Genomic DNA, 24,872 nt, shown 5'->3' with positions numbered 1-24,872 from the left:
AGGCGAAGACTCCTTGAAAATGCGAGCATTTTCTGCGTGCGATGTATCGCTTCCGAAGCCTTCCTTGTCCTGCGGGAGATGGCGTTTAGTGGAGACCCCACAGGCGAAGCCGAGGAGGCTCCACAAACGCCCCGCGGAAAGCGCAGCCTAGTGCGGAAATCAACAGCGGTTTTAAAGGAGACGGAACATCATAAAAAAATGGGTGAATCAATAGCTGCCAATTGACTCACCCTTCAAATATCGGTGTAGGATAGGAGAAAATTTATTATACTGAAAAGTACTTAAGTGTACTAAACTGAATATTTACTGTTATAATGTGTTTGAACACTATAGGTGATTCAGTACTTATATTCTTACCGACAAAAAGGTGCAATATGAGTAACAATAATTGCTTGAAAGCAGGAGGATTTTGGGATGGAAAGTAAAATTGAAGTGATTTCCACCGTGAAAGTGGAATACTCTTCCGATCTTTATAAAGTTGTCGATACACTCAATCGGAATCTGAAAAGGGAAAACCTTATGTTTGGCCTGGCATTGGATGAAGAAAACAAAGATAAAGCAGTATTCACCATATATCGTACATAAAGAAGTGATAAAATGAAAAAATGGATGATAATCATAAGCACCCTCATTGTAGTCCTGTTTGTGTGGCAGTTGATATCTATTTACCATACAGCAATGTCGCCTATACGCGAGGATGAAAATGAAGCTGTGGAAATAGCAAAAGAAGAGAAGAACCTGCAGACCATCAGTGAAGTTTATACATATAATGGTACGACTCCTTACACCATCGTCCAGGGAACGGATGAAAAAGATGAAGAAATAATCATCTGGGTGGATGAAAAGAAGAAGATTGCCCTGACAGCAAACGCCAGTGATGGAGTAGCAAAAAAAGATGTAATGAAATATGTCGATACTGACCGGAAGCCTTCTGAGGTCTTATCTGTAACACTTGCGATGGAGAATGAAATCCCACTATGGGAAATCAAATTCAAAGATCAGAATGACCGATATAATCTGTACTACATTAAGTTTGAAGATGGAGAGTATTATCAACGTATAACGTTTTAATTGTAGCGGGAGGAATAAGAACCATGAAATTAGCCAAGCGAGTATCAACCTTAACACCATCAACTACATTGGAAATTACTGCAAAAGCAAAAGAATTAAAAGACGCAGGTCATGACGTTATCGGCCTCGGAGCAGGGGAACCGGATTTTAATACGCCTGAACATATTTTAGATGCTGCTAAAAAAGCAATGGACGAGGGGCTAACAAAATACACACCATCCGGTGGACTGCCTGCATTGAAAAAAGAAATTATCAGCAAATTGGAAAAAGATCAGAAGCTTTCCTACAAGCCTTCGGAAGTGATTGTATGCACCGGGGCAAAACATGCCCTCTATACATTATTCCAGGTTATCTTGGATAAAGAAGATGAAGTGATCATTCCTACACCTTACTGGGTAAGCTATCCCGAACAAGTGAAGCTTGCAGAGGGAGTTCCTGTCTATGTTGAGGGAAAAGAAGAAAATCAATTTAAAATTACTCCATCACAGTTAAAAGCTGCAATTACATCAAAAACTAAAGCACTCATCCTGAACTCCCCGAGTAATCCTACAGGGATGATCTATTCAAAACAAGAACTGCAAGAACTGGGGCAGGTGTGTCTCGATCACGATGTCCTGATTGTTTCTGATGAAATATACGAAAAGCTTTTATACGATGGGAATGAGCATGTTTCCATTGCCCAATTGTCACCAGAGCTTAAAAATATGACCATCATTATTAATGGTGTCTCAAAGTCCCATTCCATGACAGGTTGGAGAATCGGTTATGCTGTTGGAAATGCAAGCATCATCAGTGCAATGACAAACCTTGCAAGCCACAGTACATCCAATCCCACTTCGATTGCACAATATGCAACCATTGCAGCATACTCCGGTTCACAGGAAGATGTGGAAGTGATGCGTCAAGCTTTCGAGGAACGCCTTAACATCATATTTGAAAAATTAAATCAGATTCCAGGCTTCCATTGCATCAAGCCTCAAGGGGCATTCTACCTGTTCCCTAATGCATCAGAAGCTGCAACTATGGCTGGTTTTGATGATGTTGACGGTCTTGTGAAAGCTTTGCTTGAAGAGGAAAAGGTGGCACTGGTTCCCGGATCCGGATTCGGGGCAGATAACTACGTACGCCTTTCCTATGCTACCAGCCTCGACCAGTTGGAGAAGGCTATTGAACGTATAGCCCGCTACATGGAAAAAGTGACTGTAAACAGATAAAGAAGGAAAGGAAGCAGGCTTAAAAGTGTTTGCTTCCTTTATTCATGGCTTGTATAATAAAGGTTATGTACATAACAGTAAGATAAAGCTGCCAGAACAAGGTTGGAGGGAACAAAAGAGTGAAGACAACAATTAAGGAAGTATATAAACATGTAGGAGAAGAAGTGACGATTGGTGCCTGGATCGCAAATAAGCGTTCAAGCGGAAAAATCGCCTTCTTACAATTGCGTGATGGCTCCGGTTTCATTCAAGGAGTAGTGGTAAAAGCTGAAGTAGCTGAGGAAGTATTCCAAAGTGCAAAATCAGTGACACAGGAAACATCCGTTTACGTGACAGGAATCATTCGTGAAGACGAAAGATCTCCATTTGGATATGAATTGGGGGTTACCGGCCTGGAAGTGATCCATGAAGCCGTTGATTATCCGATTACGCCGAAAAACCATGGTACTGAATTCTTGATGGACAACCGTCATTTATGGCTGAGATCCAAAAAGCAACATGCCATCATGAAGATCCGTAATGAAGTGATCCGTGCGACATATGAATTCTTCAACGAAAATGGATTTGTAAAGGTTGATCCACCTATCCTGACAGGAAGTGCTCCTGAAGGGACATCAGAGCTATTTGCGACTAAATACTTTGATGAGGATGCCTATCTTTCCCAGAGTGGCCAGCTATATATGGAAGCGGCAGCGATGGCTTTAGGAAAGGTGTTTTCTTTTGGGCCGACCTTCAGGGCAGAAAAATCCAAGACTCGCCGTCACCTGATTGAATTCTGGATGATCGAGCCGGAGATGGCGTTCGTCGAATTTGATGATAACCTGAAAGTGCAAGAGGAGTATGTGTCCTATATTGTACAGGCAGTCCTAAGAAACTGTAAGCTTGAGTTGGGCGTTTTGGACAGAGACGTTACAAAGCTTGAAAAAATCAAAGCACCATTCCCACGCATTTCTTATGATGATGCCATCAAATTCCTGAATGAAAAAGGCTTTGATGATATCAAGTGGGGCGATGACTTTGGATCTCCACATGAAACGGCGATCGCGGAAAGCTATGATATGCCGGTATTCATCACCCATTATCCAATCGGCATCAAACCGTTCTACATGCAGCCGCATCCAGAGCGTGATGATGTTGTATTATGTGCAGACCTGATTGCACCTGAAGGATATGGCGAAATCATCGGTGGTTCCGAGCGTGTCCACGATTTTGATTTGCTTAAGCAACGCTTGGAAGAGCATAACCTTGATTCAGATGCTTACAAATGGTATTTGGAACTACGCCAATACGGTTCAGTACCACATTCCGGTTTTGGACTTGGACTTGAGCGTACCGTGGCATGGATCAGCGGCACAGAACACGTCCGTGAAGCGATCCCATTCCCAAGACTATTGAACCGTCTGTATCCATAATAAAACGCGAAAAATCACTTGTTCGAAGGAACAGGTGGTTTTTTCTTTGTTTCAACATTTGGCTTTTCTTAATTTTTCCTTAGAAGAAAAGGTATAAATTTGTTATACTTAGTCATGAGGTGTCTCCTAATGAAAAAAGAGCAATTTATCGAATTTTTGGAAGAAGGGAATTTTTCCATTCCAAATTACTTACTGAACAATTACGTGAAGCTTGGCTTAAATGAAAAAGAATTTCTTCTCATCCTTCATGTTCATTCTTTCGTGGAAAGTGGAAAAATCTTTCCTACCCCAATGGAAATCGCAGATAAAATGACGATAGATCCAACAGAATGCATGGAAATCCTGCGTCATCTACTACAAAAAGGGTATCTTGCCATCAGTGATGAGATGGACGAGTACTCCATCAAATACGAACGTTATTCCCTCCAGCCCTTATGGGAAAAAATGATTCAATATATGCTTGATAAAAGCAAACAGGCAACCATCCAATCCAATAAAGACGATGAAGCCAGCCTATATACAATATTTGAACAAGAATTCGGAAGACCATTATCACCGTTTGAATGTGAAACGCTAGGCATGTGGATGGACCAGGACCATCACGATCCGACTATCATCAAAGCTGCCCTGAGAGAGGCGGTAATCTCAGGTAAATTGAATTTCCGCTATATTGACCGTATTCTTTTTGAGTGGAAAAAGAATGGCATCAAAACACTCAATCAAGCAAATGAATATGGCAAGAAATTTAGAAAATCCAATATTCCTCCAAAACAGCAAAATCAGATGCCTGTGAATAAAACCAACAAAAACACGGTTCCATTTTATAACTGGTTGGACTGAAGGTGGATCATATCAGGAAAACGGATTATCGCCGTTTTCCTTTTTAAGTAAAAAGATTCATAAATTTCATTAACTGATCAAGGTAAGAAGGGCAGGGCAGATAGATGCTTAATTTAAAACAGGTGAGTGAAGTCGTAGAGGTGATGGGGGAGATGTTCCCGGATGCACATTGTGAGCTGAATCACCGTAATCCATTTGAACTCGTGATCGCGGTGGCTTTATCCGCACAATGTACGGACGCGCTTGTAAATAAAGTAACCAAAACATTATTTGAAAAATATAAAACGCCTGAGGATTATTTAGCTGTTTCATTGGAAGAGCTTCAGCAGGACATAAGATCCATCGGATTGTTCCGCAACAAAGCAAAAAACATCCGGAATTTGTCTCAGTTGCTACTTGACGAATATAACGGTGAGGTTCCACAGGATCGGGATGAGCTTGTAAAGCTTCCTGGGGTAGGCAGAAAGACAGCCAATGTCGTTGTATCTGTAGCATTCGGAGTACCCGCGATTGCGGTGGACACGCATGTAGAACGGGTAAGCAAACGTTTAGGAATCTGTAAGTGGAAAGACAGTGTCCTGGAAGTGGAAAAAACGTTGATGAAAAAGATTCCCATGGACAAATGGTCCGACACACATCACCGGTTGATCTTTTTTGGAAGATATCATTGCAAGGCTCAAAACCCACAGTGTGAAAGTTGTCCACTGCTTGAAATGTGCCGTGAAGGCAAAAAGAGGATGAATAGGAAGGTTAAAGGATGAGAGTGCCTTCAGCCTTCGTCCATCCTCTGTATTACTCAGAGAGCCAGCTGATAGAGTCAGGACGTTTTGATTGGCAGGGCAGTTTGACTGTACCCTTCAAATATGACATAGCTTACTCACTCGGCCTTGCTCCATCAAATCTCCCATGGGAGCATCAGTCACAGACGGTACCGCTTTTGTTCCACTTATGGAAGGAGACAGAAGCGAAACTTAACGTGCTGCATGAAAAAAGAGAGCGTTCTGATGTGAAGGGAAATATTGCAGGTGGCATTGCGCTACTCCTTCAAGCAATTTTCTGGATGAACCAGTTGCCCGTTATATCTTTGACAGATTGGGAAAAGGAAATTCGCCAACTGCAAGCAAAACCAGTCAATATAGTAGAGCGTCTTGATTTTGTGATGAAGAAGCCTGACATGTATCATGCTTTTATCCAGCTACAGCAGCTTTTTACAGAAACCAGTAAATTGTTTTATAAAATGCAGGCCATCCAAAAAAGGTAGGACCCAAAATATAGGGTCCTACCTTTTCTTTATTCATCATTATTATTGTTGTTGTTTTGACCACGGTTTCGACCTTCGCCAGTGCCGTCGCCGCCATCACCGGTACCGCCGCCAGTCCCGCCGCCGGTATCGCCTCCAGTTCCACCGCCGGTATCGCCTCCAGTTCCACCGCCAGTGTCGCCACCGGTACCGCCACCTTCACCAGTACCTTCACCAGTTCCGTCGCCTTCACCTTCACCTTCACCTTCGCCTTCACCAGTTCCGTCACCTTCGCCTTCACCTTCACCTTCACCCGGTGGAGTAATAGGGAGCTCAGGAACGATTTCTTCCTCTTCTACAAGCTCTGGGACCTGAACGGACTGGGTAGCAGGGTCGCTTCGGCTTTCTTTATTTTCATCAAGGAATGCAGTGATTTCAAAAGTGAATGTTGCACCAGGGTCCGGATTATTCACTGCCATTCCAAGCTCCTTGGTTACAGTCAGTGCTTGAGGGGACCCCTCATTCACTGCAACTTTTACATCAAAACTTACATTCTCCAATTGATCTTCAGGGTAATCCCAATTTAACAGGATTTGATTGCTAGCTTCGTCATACGTTGCAGTAAAGTTTGATGGACTAGCAAGCTTCTCGAATTCTTTTGATACTTTCGTAGGTTCAGTACCTTTGACGAAATACTCGTTGGTAATTCGATCTTTCGGAGTGAATTCACTCGCTTTCAGCGGTGGATTCGATCCTTTTTCAACAGCTACCCGTACGACACTTTTCGGAACAGGGAAGTCCGCTTTATCTTCTTCTGTCGAAGAGACGTGCTCCATCAGCTGTCTGAATATTTCTCTTGATAAATACTGATCCTCAGAACCGGATGCAATACTTCTTAAATAATTATCTTCGCCACCCTTGTTAAAGCCGGTCCATACGGCTGCAGTATAGGACGGTGTGTAGCCTGCAAAGAGTGTACTTGGTGCTGCATCTTCCGGTATATCATACTTTTGCAGTTCATCAGTTGAAAAGTTGGTTGTCCCTGATTTTCCTGCAAGGTGTAAGCCAGGTACATTTGCTGCACGTGCCAATCCGGAAGTAATGGATGTTTTCAGCATATCAGTAATCAAGAATGCAGTGGAATCCTTCATCACGACCTGTGATTCCTTGTTTAAATTGATACTCTTGCCATCCTGGAATACAACCTTGGTAACAGCAAATGGTTCTGTGTAAACACCGCCATTCCCAAATGGTGCATATGCTCCAGCAAGTTGAAGAGGGGAGATGCCCTTGTTGAATCCTCCGATTGAGTATGCCTCCGGTATGTCTTCACCAAGTGGAATACCAAGCTTCACAGCGAAGTCACGCGCTTTATCCGCTCCGACTTCCTGGAAGGCTTTCAGGGCTGGGATATTTCGTGAATCTGCAAGATGCTCACGGATACTCAGGACACCTTTATGTTTTTTGTCCCAGTTATTGATAGGATCACCGTTGGTATAGGTGACAGGCTCATCATCGATTTGCTGATAAGTGGACCAGTCGAGATGCTCGATGGCAGGGCCATAGTCCAAAATAGGCTTGATGGCGGAACCTGGCTGAACTCGGATATCAGTTGCATAGTTCCAACCTTGCTTTTCATGATTACGGCCTCCGCCGATCGCCCGGATTTCACCGGTTTTCGTATCAATCAATGAAACTCCTGCCTGAAAATCTTCATTTTCTGGATATGCAATGCCGCTCTCATCTGATAAAAGGTATTCCACATGCTCCTGTGCATCCACGTCGAGCGTTGTGTAGATCTCCAATCCGTCAGCCTGTGGATCCACTTCTCCGATCTGTTCAGAGATTTCTTCAATTACGCGGTCCATGAAAGCATTGTATTTATTGGAGAAGTTTGTTTTCTCCACATCGCTTGCCAATGTTGCGTCAATCGGTGTTGCTTTTGCTTCATCCGCTTGTTCCTGGGTGATTTTTCCGTGCTGTACCATTAAACCAAGAACTATATTACGGCGTTTCTCTGCATTTTCCGGATTCGTCAATGGATTGTAGTTGTTTGGACTTTGAGGAAGGCCGGCAAGCATGGCCGCTTCATGCAGCTCCAATTCGTCCAAAGATTTACCGTAATAGTTTTTAGCCGCTTTCGCGATTCCATATGAATAATTGGAAAAATAAATTCTGTTTAAGTACATTTCAAGAATCTGCTCTTTACTGAAGCGGGATTCCAATTCATATGCAAGATAGAATTCCTGCGCTTTTCTTTTTAACGTTTTATCTGTGGATAAGAAGGATAATTTCACTAACTGCTGTGTAATCGTACTACCGCCTTCAGCACCGAAACCGCGTGTGACGTTTGCAAGGACAGCTCCTGCAAGACGACGGTAATCCACTCCTTTATGTTCAAAGAAGCGTACATCCTCCGTTGCTAGAAATGCATCCTGTACAAGCTGCGGTATTTCATCATATTCCACGTATTCCCTTGCTTCATGTCCGCCGATTTCAGCCGCCAATTCACCATTTCGATCATAGACCTTGGATGGGACCGGGACTTTCAGCAATGTCTCATCAAGAGGGGGGGTGTCCTTTACATAATAGGCAAATGTGCCGATTCCAGTAAGGAGCCCAACGATTCCGACGATAAGTACAGTCAGAAGGATCTTTTTAAAGAGATTTTTTCTCTGATTCGTTTTCGGTCCCTTTTTTGCACCTTTTTCTTCCTGTAATGCTTTTCTTCTCTGTTCTCTAGATTGATATTTATCTGCCATGTAACAGACCTGCCTTTCTCCGCTTTTGCCGTGATTCAGGGGTTAGCAATAGACACTGTCTATTATTTTAATATAATCAATTCTTGGCTGAAAACCTATAGGTATCAAGTACCCGTCTTTTTCAACCTCCTGCTTAGTAATTGATTTTCTTTCCCCAGCTTCTTTTCTCTCCCAGTAATAAAACAATCTTTCAGCCGGCAGCAAATAGACTTCATTAAAAACACGGAACATTAATATGACGAAACAGATTCCATTTTGTTTCACTACCTGCTGCATATGTTGGATCTGATGTTCATGGAAGTTCTGAAGAGGGAAGGAAGTTTTATTTTTTGTTTCCTTCGCTTCAAAATCAATATATCTTCCATTGTAGACACCATTAAAGTCGGTGGTGGATGCCTGTTTGAAATAGGCTTCCTTGATGACCGCCGCACTTCTTTTCGGATAATGGACATCTACAATCTGTATCGGTGTGGGTTTTTTATGAACAACAGCAATCTGATGATGCAGATAGTACAAATTGGATTCATGCAAGTCGTCCTCAAGGGTCATTCCCCTGTTTGCGTATAGGACGGGAGCCTTGTTTTTGGAAGGCGTATTTGCGGTTGACTGAAATACTTTTCCGTTTGGGTATCGGATATTCATAAAATTCCCCCTATAGACCAAAACTAACCTTATCTAGGAAAAAAACGTCAAATTTATTTGTCGAAACAGCCCATGCCGATGCAAGGAGGAAAAAAGTTGAGTCTTTCATCGATGCTTCAAAGCTATCATTCCATTGGTGAAAAAAGGAAGAATTATGTATATTCCTTTCAAGAAAATAAGTTTATCACTAGTATTAAAAAAAATACAGCAAAACATAATCTTGATAATATCTCCCGTACAAAGGCATACGCCAGTTATTATGAAAGGAACAAAAGAATCAAATGGGCATTTTTGGCCAGCATGGTATCCCGGAATGCCGGATGGAACATGACAGACCTTGAAGGCCGGTGGTTTACCCTTGCATTGGATTGGCAGCAGAGGTTCCCCTTGTTCTATACGTATGAGCTAGCCAACTGGATGATCTTTCAGGATGCCTTTCCTCAACTTTTGATATATGAACTTTCCTCCTATTATAACAAATCATTTTTCCATCTATTAAAAGAGTTCGGTGTTTCCTGTTTCATGGAATATGAGTGGATGAAATTCTGGGAAGAAGGGGACGAACAACGTTTAGTTACTTCCCTTATCATCAATGAACAAAACCTTATTCAAAAACCTGTCCTTCAAAGCCGCACACTAAAAAAGAGAGTCTTTAAAACAATTGTCTACTCATTCCAGGATCTGGGACACTTCAGTTGTGTCATTTTCCCGACACTTGAGGGTAAACTTTATGGTTACTCTGTTCATGGTTTTCAAAAGCTTTCCAACAGGATTGATTTAGGGAAGCGCCTGGCTGCCTTGTTATTTTCACCTGAACTCCATGATTCATTTCACAAGTTCTCGATCCATACAGAGCATACAGGATCAAGGAGGGATTATGAGCAGTATCTCAATAAAAAGCTTTACCCCGAAACACCGATTTTGAGATCTGTCTATCCAGTGATCAGCCACAAAAAAGAAAGTCAGGAGGATTGGATAATTAAGGGAGCTAAAAAGATAGAAAAGTGGAGGGGGCCATGTAAAAGAAAACCTAGCGAAGAGGACCTGACAAAATGGTTCATCCATAAACAGCATCAGATGCATGGGCTGATCGCTTTAAGGAATTGGTTGTGAAAAGATGCTTTTCGAATACTACATAGGGTTAGGGATTAGAGCTCAATAATTTCCGACAGAAAAATTATAATGCCCTTTTTAGACGGATTTTCACTGAATAAGTCCAATAGATAGGAGTGCTCTAATGGACTTTTCAAATGGAAATCAGGACAAAAAGTCCAATAGGAGTGCTCTAATGGACTTTTCAAATGGAAATCAGGACAAAAAGTCCAATAGGAATGCTCTAATGGACCTTTCAAATGGAAATCAGGACAAAAAGTCCAATAGGAGTGCTCTAATGGACTTTTCAAATGGAAATCAGGACAAAAAGTCCAATAGGAGTGCTCTAATGGACTTTTCAAATGGAAATCAACACAAAAAATCCAATAGGAAGCCTCTAACGTAACTCTCAATGATATACCTAAAAAGAGGCTATCCAGGAAGCCATGTGTAACTGACTTTCTGGTTAACCTCTTACATTTTCTTATGTCGATGGACGATTTGGTCCGCCTAGTTTCTTGTCCAGTTGTTCAGGTGCATTCTCAGCAGCATTTCGATTGTGCTGTTGCTGGCTTTGTTGTTTGCCATTGCGTTTTTTTGCCATCATACAAACCTCCTATAAGTTGTAGTGAATTTGCTTTTATATTTTCTCCTGTAAGGATGAAAACATGCAGTTTCGCAGAAAAACACTTTCTTTGACGAATTAGTTCTAGTTTTGTCACATGGGAAGGTGGAAGGAAAAAAGCGGCGAAATATAACAATAATAAAGTATGGAGGGGATTATTATGTCCAATGTTGTATCACGCTATGATGTCTCTAAGTTGTTTGATGATATGATGCTGCAAATGGATGTGCTCGAGCAAACCATGGCCAATTCCATGAAGATCGAACGTGAAGAGATGGAAGAGGTCATGAAGGATCAGATTAAACGGTTGCATTATACATTGGATGAAGTGGAAAAGGTCATGAAGGAACAGAAAAATTTAAAGCTCGAAGCGAAGCCTAACATCCCATACAATCAACGTGCATATCCTGTTTCTGTGTAGAAAATCCCATTTTTGTGGTACTATGTATTGCTAGAGGTGAGAAGATGAAAAGCACTAACAGCGATATAATGGAAATGACGCAAAAGCTATTGGATTATATAGAGGAAATCGAAAAAAGGTTCATTCACACCCAGGAAAACAAAGAGGAACCAGATTTTTTCAATGAGGTCAAACCCTTTGCGGACCAAGTGCACAATCTCCTTGTGGTATGGGAAAAGGAAACGGTGGAGTGGTTAAGGATCGCAGCTCCAAAATATATCCATTCACAACAAATTGTCAGCACGGTGGAAAATGTCAATCATGTAACGGTCCAATGTTTTTACCCTGATACTCGTGAGAAAAGGTTTAAAGGCATGATCCAATCGATCCGATATGTATTGAATGATATCCTGTCAAAAAAATAATGAAAACAAGTGCCTGACCCTTGTGGGACAGGCACTGTCTTTTTATCGTTCTTTCTCTTTTTGAATGGTGACAGGACGGTTTCCGTTTTTGGCAGAAGGCTCTATTGCGAATTCCGCCTTTTCAAAGACCTTTTTTTCTGCAGGGGCAGATCCTATTGTAGGTTCATGGCCTTTTTTCTTGTGCTGAAAGTGTTTTCCACGGCTCATCGTTCATTCCTCCTTTATCCTCCTTATTGTTCCTCAATTTTTCAGGTTCATTACATAGGAAATTAAAAAAGGAGATCCTGATGTGGAATCTCCTGTCATTGAATCATATCAAGTTAATTCTAAAATATCTTCGAAGGTTTTTGGCGGAACTGCACCCTTTTTCTCTAGCTCTTTGATAAGGCATCGAAACTGTACAATCGATAATTCTTCACGTAAATAAAGCTGCCTGGCAAAATCCATTAACTCATTTTCTTCCATTGGTTCATAGCTTTTACAAGTAACAAATTTGTGATGAAGTTCTTCTAGTACCACCAAAACATCCCCCCACTTTGAAGTTACTTTTATAGTAGCATGGGATTTGAATTTTTCTTGTTTTTGAAAAAATGAAACTTCCGACAAAATGGGACATAAAATATAAAAATTCCCAATAGGATGAGGGAGGTTAAACGACAATGAAAGATAGGCACGTTTCCCAGATGTCATTCATATGTTATGGATAGAGTGAGCAAAGAGGAGGGATCTGAATGTTTAGGAGAATGTACGGAAGACCTAGACATTTATCATATAACAGGAATATGTCTTTACTGAATCAACTGCCTTTTATGCAGAATATGATACCTTTTATGAATAGTGGCAGCTTTCCAGGTATGTCAGGCGGATTCCCGTTTAACGGAGGGATGGAAGGCTGGAACCAGGAGGTATTCAATCAGAATGGAATGAATATGTTTTCCAACCAGGGAGTCCAGAACCAGAATTTCCAAGGGATGCCGGGGTTTCAGGGATTCCCGTTTCAGCAAAATGGAATGATGGGGCAAAATGGAATAATGCCTCAAACCGGTTTCCAAAGTGGAATGCAATCCAATGGTGTACCAGGCATGTCCATGTTCCCCGTACAGGGTGCCATGCCGCAGGGAATGAACATGTTCCCGCAAACGCCATTCATGAATCCATATCCTACGCAAAATCAGAACAATAAACCTCAATCCTCACAGGTTCAATCCTTCATGAACCAGTTCAAAGGGCAGGATGGGAATGTAGACATGAAGAAAATGATGGATACAGCGGGTCAGATGATGAATACGGTCAACCAATTAAATAATATGGTAAAAGGAATTGCAGCCACGTTCAAGGCTTAAAAAGGATGCCGGGAGAGTGGCATCCTTTTTTATAGAAATAAAGCACTACTGAAAATAAAAATCTCTCTTTTTTTTCGTTTATTATGCAGGACAAGTTCTCTCTACTACAATAACTCATAAACCTCATTCAATTGCTGAAGACGGGGAAAATCCTCGGACTCCAGTGCATGATTCATTTCATCTGGAAGAGAGTGATTGAGAAACTGAATCTGCTCTTCGTTCAACTCCTTGATAAAGGAAGCAGTACTCATGTATCTCGTCTCATGCATCTTAAGGATGATGCTATTGGCCATCTTCCTGTCTTCCCCATAAGAGGAGAGAACCTCCTGCAAGTAGGCTAAAGGCTTATTCATGATAATCGCCCTTTGCTTTCCCGTCGAAGAAGAAATTATCGAGTTTTTCCTCTTCCTGATGATTAAGGGAGGAGCTGTAATAGGGATTTTCCACTTTCTCTTTTTCGTCCAAATTTGTCTTTATGACAAGGGACGGAGACGTAGACGGACTGGCATAGATCTTTTTGTATTTTTCCACGCTGAACACCTCCTTGCCTTATGTTTTGTAAGGAGAAGAAAAGTATGTGAAGGAGGGATTCATCAACATTATGTAAAAAATGATGAAGTTTCCAGAAGTAAGAGCTCAGATTTGAGGGACAATAACCGATAGCATCAGTTTTACAAAAATCAATATAGGAGGAATTCACATGACAAATCGCAACGATAACCGGGAGCGAAAAAATAAATACCCCAACAATAAACAAAACATAGAAGCCTCAAAGGAAATATCCAGCATCCAACAGGATCCCACCCCTGAGGAAAATGCGAAGTACGGATCAAAATCGCATAAAAACTAAACAAAGACGACGCCATACATATGTGGCGTCGTTTTTTTATTCAGTCCTCGATTCTGATCTGCCGCTTTGACTTTTTGGGAAAGCGGATCTGAAGAAGCCCATCCCGGTAATTTGCCTGCAGTGCACTGATTTTGACATAAGACGGAACGGGGATGCTGCGGCTAGATCGGTTGGAAGAAAAGCTTTTGGAATACATTTGAGTTCCTTCATCGGTGGTTTCCAGGATCTCTTTATGATCGACACTGATCGTAATGTACCTGTCGAAGCTTTCAATGGTAATCTGTTCTTTTTTTACTCCTGCCAGTCTGCAAAGAATGAGAAACTCCTGTTCCGATTCTGTTGTTTCTACCGGAAAAGTAGCGTTAGCGAAGGATTGCCCGAAGAAATCATCCATCTGCCGCAAGAGCCCTTTAATGGGAGAACTGCTAAAAAAGGAATCGATCGATTGAAGAATATCGGTTTGGGGCGGACGCGTGCCTTTTTTTGGAGTTAAGTCAGAATTCTTGTCTTTCATCATGAAGCTCCTTTCAAGTCATGTTAATTATCTATATGTAGAAATGGGTCGGCAAGGTTCCACAATTAATAAAGAGTGGGGAGGAGATTGGAAAAAACTCTTGGTAAGCGAATACAAACTATGTTACGTTTGAAATAACATCCTTAAGTCGAAGGAAGATAACGTATGCAGCTTTTGAAAAATACATATTTCTTGAGAGTTTTAAAGGTCGTTTTTCCGTTAACGATACTTATCTTGATTTACATAGAAGGAAAAAAACAAATAAAATCGGTGAATATCTCACTTGTTATTCAGAAAATACAGGAAATCGGCCTGCCTTGGTTCCTCTGGCTCCTTCTGCTCGGTGTATTTGCAGTTGCAACCATGATTCTTTATGATGTTTATCTGATTAGGAGGTTGAATGTCCACGTTCCTAAATGGAAAGTGTTTGTACAAGGTTTTTCTGCAAACGCATATGCGAATTTTTGGGGATTTGGCGGTTTTGCCGGGGTCGGACTTCGAACTTTGTATTACAGAAGGCAATCTGCGAATATTTCCTTTTTCCTTAAATCGGTTACCATCCTTTTACCCTATATGTTGGTTGGCTTATCCATTTTTGCTTGGATGGTGCTGGTGAATGAATGGTATTCACCTATCGTCCTGCATAATTATCCAATTATAAAACTGCCATTGCTAATTATGTGTGGATACGGCATTTTTATTGTGGCTGCCGGATACTATACAAAAAGAGTATCAAATCATACACAACTTACGTTAGTGACCATATCACTCCTTGAATGGGGACTTGCCGCATTTCTCTTTTTTCAGATTTCACTTGCCTTAAATGTCCATATGCCTGCTCATATAGTAATACTGCTCTTTTTTATGGCAGCCATCTCCGGGGTATTGAGCACAGTGCCAGGTGGGGTGGGGGCCTTTGATTTTATCATTCTGGTTGGTATGGCCAGTTTCGGGAATTCAGAAGAAAAAGCATTGGCACTTTTATTTTTATACCGGCTTGTATATTATGTGATACCCTTTTTGATCAGCACTTTGCTGTTAGGGCATTTCCTCTATAAAGAAAAGATTTGGAGAAGCATCATTCCGAACAAGGAAGCTTTTTCATCCTTATGTCATCGCATATTATCAGTGTGGGTGCTAGTGGTTGGTGTCTTGCTACTGCTTTTCCCAGTGGTTCCGGCATTCATTCAAAGGGTGAAGCTTGCAGATCAGTTTTTATCCATGGAGATGCTGCAGATTTCCCAGCAATTCTCCATCGCAATCGGCATCATTCTATTGGTGCTATCCAGAGCGATAGAAGATAAGGTCAGAAGGGCCTATTATTTTACCTTTTTTGTTTTAATTATAGGAATGTTTGTCAGTTTCTCTAAAGGCTTTCATATGTGGGAAGTGGTCCTTCTCCTGGGTGCACTCTTTCTTCTGTATGGATCCAAGCGTGAGTTCTACCGTCATGTGAGTCAATATAACATAACAAAAGTTTTTATTGATGGGTTCATATTATTTTGCATTTCTCTCTTGTATGTACTGGTTGGTTCTCTTCAGATAGCTTACCTGAGGAAAATGGTGCCAGGCAGATTGCAGGATCTGTTTGCCCTCCATCCTCAGGCGCTGATTCAGGATATGGCAGTAGGTGCAGCTATTGCATTGGTTCTTTTATATTTCGGTCTCTTCATTAAAAGGAAAAATAAATCCAATCTGTTATTCAAAAAAGTGACAGAAAGGGAAGGGCAAGATCGGAAGTTGTTGTTTCCGGAAAAGCCTCTATACTTCTTTTCCATTGATTCAGCGAAGGTGTATTACCAAAAGTGGAAGGAATCACTCATTTTGGTTGACCATACAAGCAAGCTCGACATACTGGCCTTATCTGAAATGGAAAAGGAAGCGGATCGATATGGGTATTCTCTGATACTTATGGGGTTTCAAAATCTTTCAGCTGCTGACCTGAGAGAGATGGGGTATTATGCCTTGCGTGAAGAAAAGCATATTTTTTTCATTTCACAGCAATTGCCACAATTGGAAGCGAAATTTTTGATAAAACAACTTGTCCGAACCACTAAAAAGGTGGTAAGATAGATGTCTTTTCTTTTGAAATATGTTACAATGAATATTGGAAGAGATTGTATACCGATGAGGGCTTGTAGCATGGCATCATCTTTTTTAAAACATTTTTTAAAATAATATTATTTTTTCCTCGTATTTTGGAATACTAAAAGTATATTAGTGTGGATGTAGTTTGCCCCACCTCAAAAGATAGGAGAGTGGCACTATGGCGTTTGGAAGAAGAGAAGTAGAGGAAATCGTGACAGACGAAACAAAGATTTGGGTATGTGAATCGGAAGACTGTAAAGGTTGGATGAGAGACAACTTCAAAAGCAGTGAAACACCTTCTTGTCCTTTGTGTAAGAGCGGGATGAAAGAATCCACTAAAGTATTGGCAGTAATCAATAATTATAGTCAAAATCAGAAAATGTAAATATTGCAGAGCAAAAATAACCATGCCCTATAGGAGGCATGGTTATTTTTGTCTTGATTATGTGCAGTTAAATCTTTCCCTTGTCCCAGGTGATGACTCCATCACTTTCCAAAATCCCAAGAACGACATCCCCTATATCCGGATCTGTATAAAGCAGATCCCTTACCCGGAATTTAATATCATCTGCATCTGCAAGTGAGAAGCCTTCGCGAAGTTCGATATAGCTTTCCACATGATATTTCCGGCCTTCCTGAAGTATCCTGAGGTTCTTGATGTCAACTACATCCTTATCTGAAAGAATCATGTCGACAATCCTTGTTTCTACTTCTTTCGGTGCTGAAACACCAATCAGGCCAATTGTATTTTCATACCCTATTTTCAGGGCGATACCGATCAATAATACCCCAATAAGAATCGTTCCAACGCCATCAAGGACATAAAGACCGGTGAAGTGTGCAATCACAATTGTCACCAGTGCTAAGGCAGCCCCGAAAGTTGCGATAATATCCTCATAGAAGACAAGCCTCGTCGGAGGGGAAGCAAGGCGGACGTTTTTAAAGGCACTAATCAATACTCCCCCGCCACTTGATTCGGTTCTCGTCTCTTTAGCAATTTCTTTTGCCGCTTTAATCAATACGAGTCCATCGATGATTACCGCTATAATCAAAATGACACTGTTCAAAATGATATTTGTGGATTCCTTAGGATGAACAATCAGCTCCCATCCTTTGATGATCGTTTCATACGCCATAATCGAGATTACGATGACTGCGATCAATACAAACAGGTTAACAACGCGTCCAAAACCGGTTGGAAACCTTTTGGTAGGGGCCTTTTCTGCCAAAGCACTCCCTAAAAAGACGAATCCTTGGTTGGTGGCATCTGCCAAGGAATGGAATGTGGTCGCAAGCATTGTCCCACTTCCGCTATAAATTGCAGCAACCCCCTTGATGATTGCCAGCACCGTATTTGCAAGAGCTGCAATCCCCGAGGATTTATTACCTTTTTTTAATAGTTGAAAAAAACTCATATCATCACCCTCACATATGACCTATTTTATTCTTTTGCATATACCCCAAAAAATATGTAACTTAATCCCTCCATCCAATATTCCTGATATTCATTCATTATATAGTAGAAGGGAATATTTTGGTAAGAGTTAGTTTGTAAGACTCTACAAGTTATGAAAAATATAAATATTACAAACTGTTCTTTCGATAGAATATAATGAAAGAAGATGATCGCCTGATCAGAATTAAATAAATGGAAAAGGGGAATGTAGTTGAAAACTATTTTACCTTTTGAGATAAGAGTAACCAACGTGAGGAACCAAGTCGTCTTTCCGGATCAAATACAGATTGATCTCCATGATCATTTTAATGACGAATTAACCATCGTGACAGAAAATAGTACCTATACTTTGAAGGATATTTATTCCGTGCCGGCTATTTTTTTTAGTGATCTTTTAAAAGGGAAGAAAGAGATCATTTTACATTCTGATCTATCACTAGATGTAATCCTTCCCGTTTATATCATAAAAAAAGCTTTGTTAGATGAAACGCTTCCACCATTCAGTTTCTATTTACAGATGTCAGAAATCATCAGAAAAGTCCGCTGGGAATCTTCCATTTCCAATTTAAGAGTACTATGGGAGGCGGGCAAGAAAGTAAATCCAACCTTTACTGCATTGGAAAAATTCACTTTATTGATATCCTTTTTTGAAAAATGCCATCAAAGGGGACCGGAAAAATTCAGCAATTTACTGGAGAGGATTTATTTAGAGGGAGTAGAAACGATTCTTTATGAAGAATCTGACTTTCTAATGAAGGATTTTCAGTTCTATGTGAGAGAAGAGAGCAATCATCAAGGCAAAACATCTGATAATTTCCTTGTCTCTTTTGAGGATGGGACTGTAAGGGAAATTCGGGGGAAAGTAAGCAGAAACAATCCGCATGCGCATTTCTATCATTATTGGTTGCAAAGGGATGGATTTTCCCTATTGATACAAGAATTGAAAATCGAAAATGAAAAAGTATGTAAAATAGTAAAATTGGACAAGAAAATAAACCTGAAAAACTTAAAGAGAATTTTGGATCATTATGAGTTAGAAAAGGAGTGGATGGAGACTGGAGAGTATTTATATGCCGAAAGTTCATCACAAACTCTGACAGGGATTTTATCACATCTTAAAAATGTCACAGATCCATGGGTAAAAAGGCAAAGGGCAAAATATGTGATCCCCTTTCATTTTGATTACAAGAGATATAATAAAATTTCCGCTTACATCGATAATCTATTCTTGAAAATTGATGAAAGTATGATTCATCATAAATTCAGGGACACGTTCTTACCACAGTTTAATGACTACTTTTTCAACAATATCGGATTATCAAACAAACAAATACATAGTGAGCATTTTAAGTCTGGGGGAAAATACTTCATTTCATTACAACAAAAGGATTTTAAGATATTGACTTCTCAAAATGGCGAAGCGACACAGCATGATTCGAGAGAGGTCCAGGTGAGCATCCGGATTTTCCAGTATGGTGTGGGCTTCATCATACTTGATTCAGATTTTATCCCGGAAGAAATTGTCCCCTTAAAGTATATATTGAGAAACGACGAAATCATTTGCCGAAATGTAGATTATATATTCCGTTATTTTATAAAGGATAACAAGGATTTGAAAATAGATGCCACGAGAAGAGGCATAGTCTATGAATCCATTGAGTTGGAAAGTGAATCGTTTCAGCATTCTTTAAAAGAGAATTTGATATTAAAGACTTGCAGCGCAAATAAAAATACATACATCAAGGATAAAGAGGAATTGAAAAGTGAAATCAACGAGAAATATTTAAGCAGGGGGGATTTTGTATTCTATGGCTTTTCTAGAAGCTGCGGCGTACAGTATTTGGTGGATAATCCTGCACTGAGTAAAAGTGGCCTGGAGAAGCTCGCACAGAATTTCATGGAGGAAAAATTTTTTGTTTTCTTATTTTCAATCCAGCAAAGAGATGCCATCAGGCAATTTTCCGATAAGTTGGTGAGGGGAAGCATGTTAAAGCAAAAGCTGAAAACAAATGCTATCAGGAGAGATTTCATCGAATTCATCACCCAAGTTAAATTAAGTCATATTTCCGACCATAATGTCGTAACCAAATTTTATAACAAATGGAGGGTAATTTTTGATAGCGAAGCCATTTATCAAGAAGTTGCAGAAAAATTGTCTGCACTAGATGGCTATCAGCAATCCAGGGTGTCATATCACTTTAATTTTCTGTCCTTCCTAGTCTTTCCGATCATTGCAATCTCTTCACTGTTTACGATGGGCATCTTCAAGACAAATCCGATACACCTTGAGTTGGGCACTGTCATTATTTCCTGTTTTGCACTACTAGTGCTGTTTTTTACGTTACTAAATAAAAGGTGAGAAGAGTATAATCATGGAACTGAATGTCATAAAAGCTATCAGCGATAAATTTACAAAAGAAGAGTTTCTAGAAGGCGATCCACATATTTTCCTCAAAGGAGATCATGAGGTAATGTTCTCTGCAGCCCACGCTGTAAGCCAGATCAGAAACGGAAGGTACAAGAAATCCGAGACATATACTGGAGTACTGGCCAAACTATTGAACAGCTACGCTAGATATCCAGCCATCGTCAAAACAAGAAATCTGTTTGATGATGCAAACTATGACCCGGAAAGTTTCTATCGGCAGGAACTGATTGACTTTATCAAAGTCAGTAAAATCCAATGTTTAATTGATTTACATATAATGAAACCTTCAAACCACTATGATATTGAAATGGCAACAGGAAACGGAGCCAATATCCAGGGACAATGGTGGATAATCAATGAGATCAATGGGACTGCCAGGGAAAACGGAATTGAAAAAATTGCTACAGATGAAAACTTTTTTGCCCTCAATCCCAACTGCATAGCCGCCGACATCTCAAAAAAGTGCGGGATACCCGCAATCCAGATGGAGATAAACTGGAAAGTCATATCCGATGAAAAGGGATTTACTAAAATTTATAGTTTTTTAAAAGGTTTAAATACAGTTTTCGACTCTTACTAGAAGGATCTGTTTTTAAAATTGTTGCTAGATTTTGTCTTTTGTAGAGAAAATAATGTTAAAAAACTGAGTTGATTGTAGCGGAGGACACTTGACTCCTGCGGGAACTTAGAGGGCATGGGAGACCCCACAGGCGAAGCCGAGGAGGCTCCCATCCGTCCCCGCGGAAAGCAAGTGTTCGGAGCGGAAATCAACGGGCTAACTTTGAAGTTTACATTTTATCTATATAGCAAAGACAGAGATTGCAAACCTCATAGACCATCTCTAATGGAAATCCTTTATTATCCAGTTCACTCCCCCTTTACGAAGCGAACGCCTATTCGCTAAAATAGAATGTAGATAACGAGGTGAAGGAATCATGTGGAGAAAATCAATTCATGAAGTGATAGATTGGATGAAAACGGAGGAATCGATCGCGAGGAATATCGTTCATTGGGAAACGGTCCCCCCAAAGGAAGCGCAATCGGTGACATTTCCAGAAAAAATAGATGACAGGCTGCGCAATGCATTAACCAGCAGAGGGATAACAAGCCTGTACACCCATCAAGCGGCTGCCTTTGAAGCGGCTATACATAAAAAGCATTTTGTAGCCGTCACGCCGACGGCTTCCGGGAAGACGCTCTGCTACAACCTTCCAGTTCTCCAAAAGATTATTGCAAATAAGGAAAGCAGGGCCCTTTATCTTTTTCCGACGAAAGCACTTGCACAGGATCAGAAGAGCGAGCTAAATGAAATCATCACGGAAATGGGTGTGCCGATCAACAGTTATACCTATGATGGGGATACGGCCCCGGCTATCCGGCAGAAAGTCAGAAAGGCTGGCCATGTTGTAATCACAAATCCGGATATGCTTCACTCTGCCATTCTTCCGCATCATACGAAATGGGTATCCTTATTCGAAAACCTGGAGTATATCGTCATAGATGAATTGCATACGTATCGTGGTGTTTTCGGGAGTCATGTGGCAAATGTCATCCGTAGGTTAAAGCGGATATGTAAGTTCTATGGAAGCAACCCTACATTCATTTGTACTTCGGCTACCATAGCCAACCCAAGGGAGCTGGCAGAGGAGCTTACAGGGGAAAACTTCGAGCTGATCAATAATAACGGGGCGCCTTCCAGTAAAAAACATATCGTTTTTTATAACCCGCCCATCGTCAACAAACCGCTCAATATCCGTAGAAGTGCAACACTTGAAGTAAGGAAGCTTGCAAGCGAATTCCTGCAGGAAAAGATCCAGACGATTGTTTTTGCCAAGAGCAGGGTGCGTGTGGAGATCCTCCTGACATATCTGCAGGAACTGGTGAAAAATCAGTTAGGCAAAAAGTCGATACAGGGCTACCGTGGAGGATACCTTCCGACTCAAAGGCGTGAGATTGAAAAAGGTTTGAGAAACGGGGAAATATATGGGGTCGTCAGTACCAATGCACTTGAACTCGGTGTGGATATCGGCCAACTTCAGGTTTGTATCATGACAGGTTATCCCGGCACCATTGCAAGTGCCTGGCAGCAGGCTGGCCGCGCCGGGAGAAGACAGGGGGAGGCTGTAATCGTCATGGTGGCAAGTTCTAGCCCCCTTGATCAGTATGTCATTCAGCATCCTGAATTTTTCCTTAAAAGCAGTCCAGAGTCTGCAAGGATCAATCCGGACAATCTTGTCATTCTAGTCGACCATATCAAATGTGCGGCTTATGAACTTCCATTTAAAAAAGGGGATACCTTTGACGGGGTTGAGCTCGAAGACATCCTTGACTATCTTACTGAGGAGAGGGTGCTTCATGAAAATGGGGGGAAGTGGCACTGGATGAATGATGCATTCCCCGCCCATAACATAAGCCTGCGCTCAGCGTCCCAGGAAAATGTCATCATCATTGACCAGACGGTGGAGCCTGCGAACAAAGTGATCGGGGAGATGGATCGCTTCAGTGCGATGACACTGTTGCATGACGAAGCCATCTATCTGCATCAAGGAATTCAGTATCAGGTGGAAAAGCTGGATTGGGAAGAAAAGAAGGCCTTTGTCAGGGAAGTGAATGTCGATTATTTTACAGATGCGAATCTGGCTGTTTCCCTTGATGTCCTCGAGGTCGATAAACAGACGGAAAACCATACTGGAGCAGTATCATTTGGAGATGTATCGGTAAAGGCGATGGCCACTATATTTAAAAAGATTAAATTCGAGACTCATGAAAATATCGGTTCCGGACCTATCCACCTTCCAGAAGAGGAGCTCCATACCAATGCAACGTGGATCACCCTTGAGGAGGAAATTACGGAAGCACTTGGTGCAGATGAACTAGAAAAGAGCCTGCTTGGGCTTTCTCATGCCCTAAAAGCTGTTGCACCCCTTTTGCTGATGTGTGAACCTGCAGATCTTCAAGTTGTACCGCAGGTGAAATCAACTCATGATGAAAAGCCGGTCATCTATTTCTATGACCGCTATCCTGGTGGCGTCGGACTAAGCGAGAAAGCCTATGAAAAAGTAGGAGAGCTTTTTGATAGAGCGAGCGAGCTTATTGGAAACTGTCCCTGCAAGAATGGCTGTCCTTCATGCATTGGCGCCGATTATTCCATGGATGATACGAAAAAGCTATCATTACAGCTACTGCAGCAACTTGTATAAAGGAGTAAAACATGTCTTTAAAAAATAAATTAAACAGAATGAAAAATCATCTCCAGACAGGGAAGCAAGTAGTGGAAACAATAAAGGAAGAAAGTATTCCCCCTGCATCAAAGAGTGAATCAATACCTAATGCGGACGAATGGAAGGCTTATGGTGCCCTTCCCTTTCATTTCCACGAGGAGTATTGCCTGATCCGTGAAGTGGAATATCCGCTCGATTACAAGCATGGGCATTATACCTTGGGTGAAATCCTACCTGTAATGGAACAATGGCAAAAAGACGTTGCAGGGCATCCTTTATCCGCGAAAGGTCATCAGTGCAAGGACTTGTTCTTTTTTGATACGGAAACAACTGGACTAAGCGGAGGGGCAGGTACCACGATCTTTCTTCTCGGGTATGCCAGGGTGCATGATGATAAAGTGGTGGTCAGACAGCATCTCCTGCCTGCGCCGGGGAATGAGGTCGCCCTCTATCAGAGCTTCCTTCAGGAGGTAGACTATTCAACGCTTGTCACCTATAACGGGAAGGCGTTTGACTGGCCACAAGTCAAAACACGGCACACCCTTGTAAGGGAACACGTCCCCAAGCTCCCTAGTTTCGGGCATTTCGATCTTTTGCATGCTGCGAGAAGGCTATGGAAGGATACAATGGAGTCGGTTCGGCTTGCGAACGTGGAGAAAGAAATACTAGGCATCAAACGAGAAAATGATATACCTGGCTTCCTTGCACCGATGATTTATTTCGACTTTGTCAAAACGCATGAGATGGAAGGGATAAAAGGCGTGCTGAAGCATAACGAATGGGATGTGCTCACACTTATCACGCTATATATCCATCTCTCAAAACTATTACAGGCGGATTCTGATACCAGGAATGAAAAAGAGGAATTCGAAGTAGGAAGATGGTTCGATTCGCTAGGCGAAAAAACGGTTGCTGCAAGGATATATGAAAATATTGTCGAACAATCCTTCGGAGCGTCTTATAAATTGGGACTCATCAAAAAGCGGGAAGCACGATACGATGAAGCAAAAGAGCTATTCCTGCAATCTTACAGCCACAGAGACAACCCGAAAAAGGAAGAGGCTGCCATTGAACTTTCGATGCTTTTTGAACATAAGGAAAAAGACTATCCCGCCGCACTTTTTTATGCAGAACAAGCTTTTGTTTCTTGGAAGGAAAAACAACTTTCAGTGCGTAGTGGTGAAGGTAAAAACAGGGACAAATATGTGAAAAGGATCGAAAGGCTGAAAAGGAAATTAAAGAGCTGAAA

At 41.3% G+C, this 24,872-nt stretch carries 28 protein-coding genes; 19 read left to right on the top strand and 9 right to left on the bottom strand.

The window, feature by feature from the left end:
• The first annotated feature begins 414 nt into the window (after window positions 1–414).
• The 7 genes from JOC95_RS06655 to JOC95_RS06625 all read left to right on the top strand — a co-directional run bounded on the left by JOC95_RS06655 (window position 415) and on the right by JOC95_RS06625 (window position 5,798).
• Window positions 415–585, top strand: a complete 171-nt coding sequence (locus JOC95_RS06655; RefSeq protein ID WP_204414578.1) for a YpmA family protein — start codon at window positions 415–417, stop codon at window positions 583–585.
• Window positions 586–597: 12 nt separating this feature from the next.
• The gene (locus tag JOC95_RS06650; protein ID WP_204414576.1) at window positions 598–1,071 is read left to right on the top strand and encodes a cell wall elongation regulator TseB-like domain-containing protein; all 474 of its coding nucleotides are present in this window, start codon (window positions 598–600) and stop codon (window positions 1,069–1,071) included.
• A gap of 23 nt (window positions 1,072–1,094) precedes the next feature.
• On the top strand, window positions 1,095–2,285 hold the full coding sequence (locus tag JOC95_RS06645; RefSeq protein ID WP_204414574.1) for a pyridoxal phosphate-dependent aminotransferase: 1,191 nt from the start codon (window positions 1,095–1,097) through the stop codon (window positions 2,283–2,285).
• 119 nt (window positions 2,286–2,404) lie between these two features.
• On the top strand, window positions 2,405–3,697 hold the full coding sequence (gene asnS, locus JOC95_RS06640) for an asparagine--tRNA ligase (protein WP_204414572.1): 1,293 nt from the start codon (window positions 2,405–2,407) through the stop codon (window positions 3,695–3,697).
• 129 nt (window positions 3,698–3,826) lie between these two features.
• Window positions 3,827–4,537 carry a DnaD domain-containing protein gene (locus JOC95_RS06635; protein WP_204414571.1) on the top strand — a complete coding sequence of 237 codons (711 nt, stop codon included), beginning with the start codon at window positions 3,827–3,829 and terminating at the stop codon, window positions 4,535–4,537.
• Between the two features lie 104 nt (window positions 4,538–4,641).
• On the top strand, window positions 4,642–5,298 hold the full coding sequence (nth, locus tag JOC95_RS06630; RefSeq protein WP_204414570.1) for an endonuclease III: 657 nt from the start codon (window positions 4,642–4,644) through the stop codon (window positions 5,296–5,298).
• Window positions 5,295–5,798, top strand: coding sequence for a YpoC family protein (locus JOC95_RS06625; protein WP_204414569.1), 504 nt, complete (start codon window positions 5,295–5,297; stop codon window positions 5,796–5,798). The genes nth and JOC95_RS06625 overlap by 4 nt, the downstream gene beginning before the upstream one ends.
• A 29-nt stretch (window positions 5,799–5,827) precedes the next feature.
• Here the strand turns inward: JOC95_RS06625 and JOC95_RS06620 are convergent, their stop codons facing one another.
• Window positions 5,828–8,539, bottom strand: coding sequence for a transglycosylase domain-containing protein (locus tag JOC95_RS06620; RefSeq protein ID WP_204414568.1), 2,712 nt, complete (start codon window positions 8,537–8,539; stop codon window positions 5,828–5,830).
• A 42-nt stretch (window positions 8,540–8,581) separates the two neighbouring features.
• Complete coding sequence (gene recU / locus JOC95_RS06615) at window positions 8,582–9,181, bottom strand: Holliday junction resolvase RecU (RefSeq protein WP_204414567.1); 600 nt, start codon at window positions 9,179–9,181, stop codon at window positions 8,582–8,584.
• A gap of 96 nt (window positions 9,182–9,277) precedes the next feature.
• On the opposite strand from recU, the gene JOC95_RS06610 reads away from it, so the two are divergent.
• Window positions 9,278–10,294 (top strand): DUF2515 family protein, encoded by a 1,017-nt coding sequence (locus JOC95_RS06610; RefSeq protein WP_239582723.1) that lies wholly within the window; start codon window positions 9,278–9,280, stop codon window positions 10,292–10,294.
• Window positions 10,295–10,418: 124 nt separating this feature from the next.
• On the top strand, window positions 10,419–10,679 hold the full coding sequence (locus tag JOC95_RS06605) for a hypothetical protein (RefSeq protein ID WP_204414566.1): 261 nt from the start codon (window positions 10,419–10,421) through the stop codon (window positions 10,677–10,679).
• A gap of 78 nt (window positions 10,680–10,757) precedes the next feature.
• Here the strand turns inward: JOC95_RS06605 and JOC95_RS06600 are convergent, their stop codons facing one another.
• Window positions 10,758–10,880 (bottom strand): spore protein, encoded by a 123-nt coding sequence (locus JOC95_RS06600; protein WP_239582722.1) that lies wholly within the window; start codon window positions 10,878–10,880, stop codon window positions 10,758–10,760.
• A 178-nt stretch (window positions 10,881–11,058) separates the two neighbouring features.
• On the opposite strand from JOC95_RS06600, the gene JOC95_RS06595 reads away from it, so the two are divergent.
• Together JOC95_RS06595 and JOC95_RS06590 are read left to right on the top strand one after the other, a co-directional pair.
• On the top strand, window positions 11,059–11,319 hold the full coding sequence (locus tag JOC95_RS06595) for a hypothetical protein (RefSeq protein WP_204414565.1): 261 nt from the start codon (window positions 11,059–11,061) through the stop codon (window positions 11,317–11,319).
• Between the two features lie 44 nt (window positions 11,320–11,363).
• On the top strand, window positions 11,364–11,723 hold the full coding sequence (locus tag JOC95_RS06590; protein WP_204414564.1) for a YppE family protein: 360 nt from the start codon (window positions 11,364–11,366) through the stop codon (window positions 11,721–11,723).
• Window positions 11,724–11,765: 42 nt separating this feature from the next.
• Here JOC95_RS06590 and JOC95_RS06585 read toward each other — a convergent pair whose 3' ends face one another.
• Together JOC95_RS06585 and yppF are read right to left on the bottom strand one after the other, a co-directional pair.
• Window positions 11,766–11,930, bottom strand: a complete 165-nt coding sequence (locus JOC95_RS06585; protein ID WP_204414563.1) for a hypothetical protein — start codon at window positions 11,928–11,930, stop codon at window positions 11,766–11,768.
• Between the two features lie 108 nt (window positions 11,931–12,038).
• Window positions 12,039–12,242 carry a YppF family protein gene (gene yppF, locus JOC95_RS06580; RefSeq protein ID WP_204414562.1) on the bottom strand — a complete coding sequence of 68 codons (204 nt, stop codon included), beginning with the start codon at window positions 12,240–12,242 and terminating at the stop codon, window positions 12,039–12,041.
• Window positions 12,243–12,454: 212 nt separating this feature from the next.
• On the opposite strand from yppF, the gene JOC95_RS06575 reads away from it, so the two are divergent.
• Window positions 12,455–13,066 (top strand): YppG family protein, encoded by a 612-nt coding sequence (locus JOC95_RS06575; RefSeq protein ID WP_239582721.1) that lies wholly within the window; start codon window positions 12,455–12,457, stop codon window positions 13,064–13,066.
• A 104-nt stretch (window positions 13,067–13,170) separates the two neighbouring features.
• Here JOC95_RS06575 and JOC95_RS06570 read toward each other — a convergent pair whose 3' ends face one another.
• Both JOC95_RS06570 and JOC95_RS06565 read right to left on the bottom strand, forming a co-directional pair.
• Entirely contained in the window at window positions 13,171–13,419 is a 249-nt protein-coding gene (locus JOC95_RS06570; RefSeq protein ID WP_204414561.1) for a sporulation protein, read from the bottom strand.
• Window positions 13,412–13,597 (bottom strand): hypothetical protein, encoded by a 186-nt coding sequence (locus JOC95_RS06565; protein ID WP_224840179.1) that lies wholly within the window; start codon window positions 13,595–13,597, stop codon window positions 13,412–13,414. The genes JOC95_RS06570 and JOC95_RS06565 overlap by 8 nt, the downstream gene beginning before the upstream one ends.
• Before the next feature lie 169 nt (window positions 13,598–13,766).
• Between JOC95_RS06565 and JOC95_RS06560 the strand changes: the two genes are divergently transcribed.
• Entirely contained in the window at window positions 13,767–13,916 is a 150-nt protein-coding gene (locus JOC95_RS06560) for a hypothetical protein (protein ID WP_204414557.1), read from the top strand.
• A gap of 40 nt (window positions 13,917–13,956) precedes the next feature.
• On the opposite strand, the gene JOC95_RS06555 is transcribed toward JOC95_RS06560, so the two are convergent.
• Window positions 13,957–14,430, bottom strand: a complete 474-nt coding sequence (locus tag JOC95_RS06555) for an Hsp20/alpha crystallin family protein (protein WP_204414555.1) — start codon at window positions 14,428–14,430, stop codon at window positions 13,957–13,959.
• 165 nt (window positions 14,431–14,595) lie between these two features.
• On the opposite strand from JOC95_RS06555, the gene JOC95_RS06550 reads away from it, so the two are divergent.
• Entirely contained in the window at window positions 14,596–16,503 is a 1,908-nt protein-coding gene (locus JOC95_RS06550) for a putative bifunctional lysylphosphatidylglycerol flippase/synthetase (protein WP_204414553.1), read from the top strand.
• 193 nt (window positions 16,504–16,696) lie between these two features.
• A complete protein-coding gene (locus JOC95_RS06545) occupies window positions 16,697–16,903 on the top strand; it encodes a cold-shock protein (RefSeq protein WP_204414551.1) in 207 nt (68 codons plus the stop codon).
• Between the two features lie 67 nt (window positions 16,904–16,970).
• Here JOC95_RS06545 and JOC95_RS06540 read toward each other — a convergent pair whose 3' ends face one another.
• Window positions 16,971–17,933 carry a cation diffusion facilitator family transporter gene (locus JOC95_RS06540; RefSeq protein ID WP_204414549.1) on the bottom strand — a complete coding sequence of 321 codons (963 nt, stop codon included), beginning with the start codon at window positions 17,931–17,933 and terminating at the stop codon, window positions 16,971–16,973.
• A 291-nt stretch (window positions 17,934–18,224) separates the two neighbouring features.
• Here JOC95_RS06540 and JOC95_RS06535 point away from each other — a divergent pair, with 291 nt between their 5' ends.
• The 4 genes from JOC95_RS06535 to JOC95_RS06520 all read left to right on the top strand — a co-directional run bounded on the left by JOC95_RS06535 (window position 18,225) and on the right by JOC95_RS06520 (window position 24,870).
• On the top strand, window positions 18,225–20,333 hold the full coding sequence (locus JOC95_RS06535; protein ID WP_204414548.1) for a hypothetical protein: 2,109 nt from the start codon (window positions 18,225–18,227) through the stop codon (window positions 20,331–20,333).
• Window positions 20,334–20,346: 13 nt separating this feature from the next.
• The gene (locus JOC95_RS06530; RefSeq protein WP_204414547.1) at window positions 20,347–20,982 is read left to right on the top strand and encodes a hypothetical protein; all 636 of its coding nucleotides are present in this window, start codon (window positions 20,347–20,349) and stop codon (window positions 20,980–20,982) included.
• Window positions 20,983–21,334: 352 nt separating this feature from the next.
• A complete protein-coding gene (locus tag JOC95_RS06525; RefSeq protein WP_338083067.1) occupies window positions 21,335–23,602 on the top strand; it encodes a DEAD/DEAH box helicase in 2,268 nt (755 codons plus the stop codon).
• A gap of 11 nt (window positions 23,603–23,613) precedes the next feature.
• Window positions 23,614–24,870 carry a ribonuclease H-like domain-containing protein gene (locus JOC95_RS06520; protein WP_204414545.1) on the top strand — a complete coding sequence of 419 codons (1,257 nt, stop codon included), beginning with the start codon at window positions 23,614–23,616 and terminating at the stop codon, window positions 24,868–24,870.
• Window positions 24,871–24,872: the final 2 nt, after the last annotated feature.

The organism is Sutcliffiella tianshenii (assembly GCF_016908565.1).
Classification (GTDB): domain Bacteria; phylum Bacillota; class Bacilli; order Bacillales; family Bacillaceae_I; genus Sutcliffiella_A; species Sutcliffiella_A tianshenii.
The sequence above is the reverse complement of the archived record's forward strand: the minus strand, read 5'-3'. Positions and strand labels throughout refer to the sequence as shown.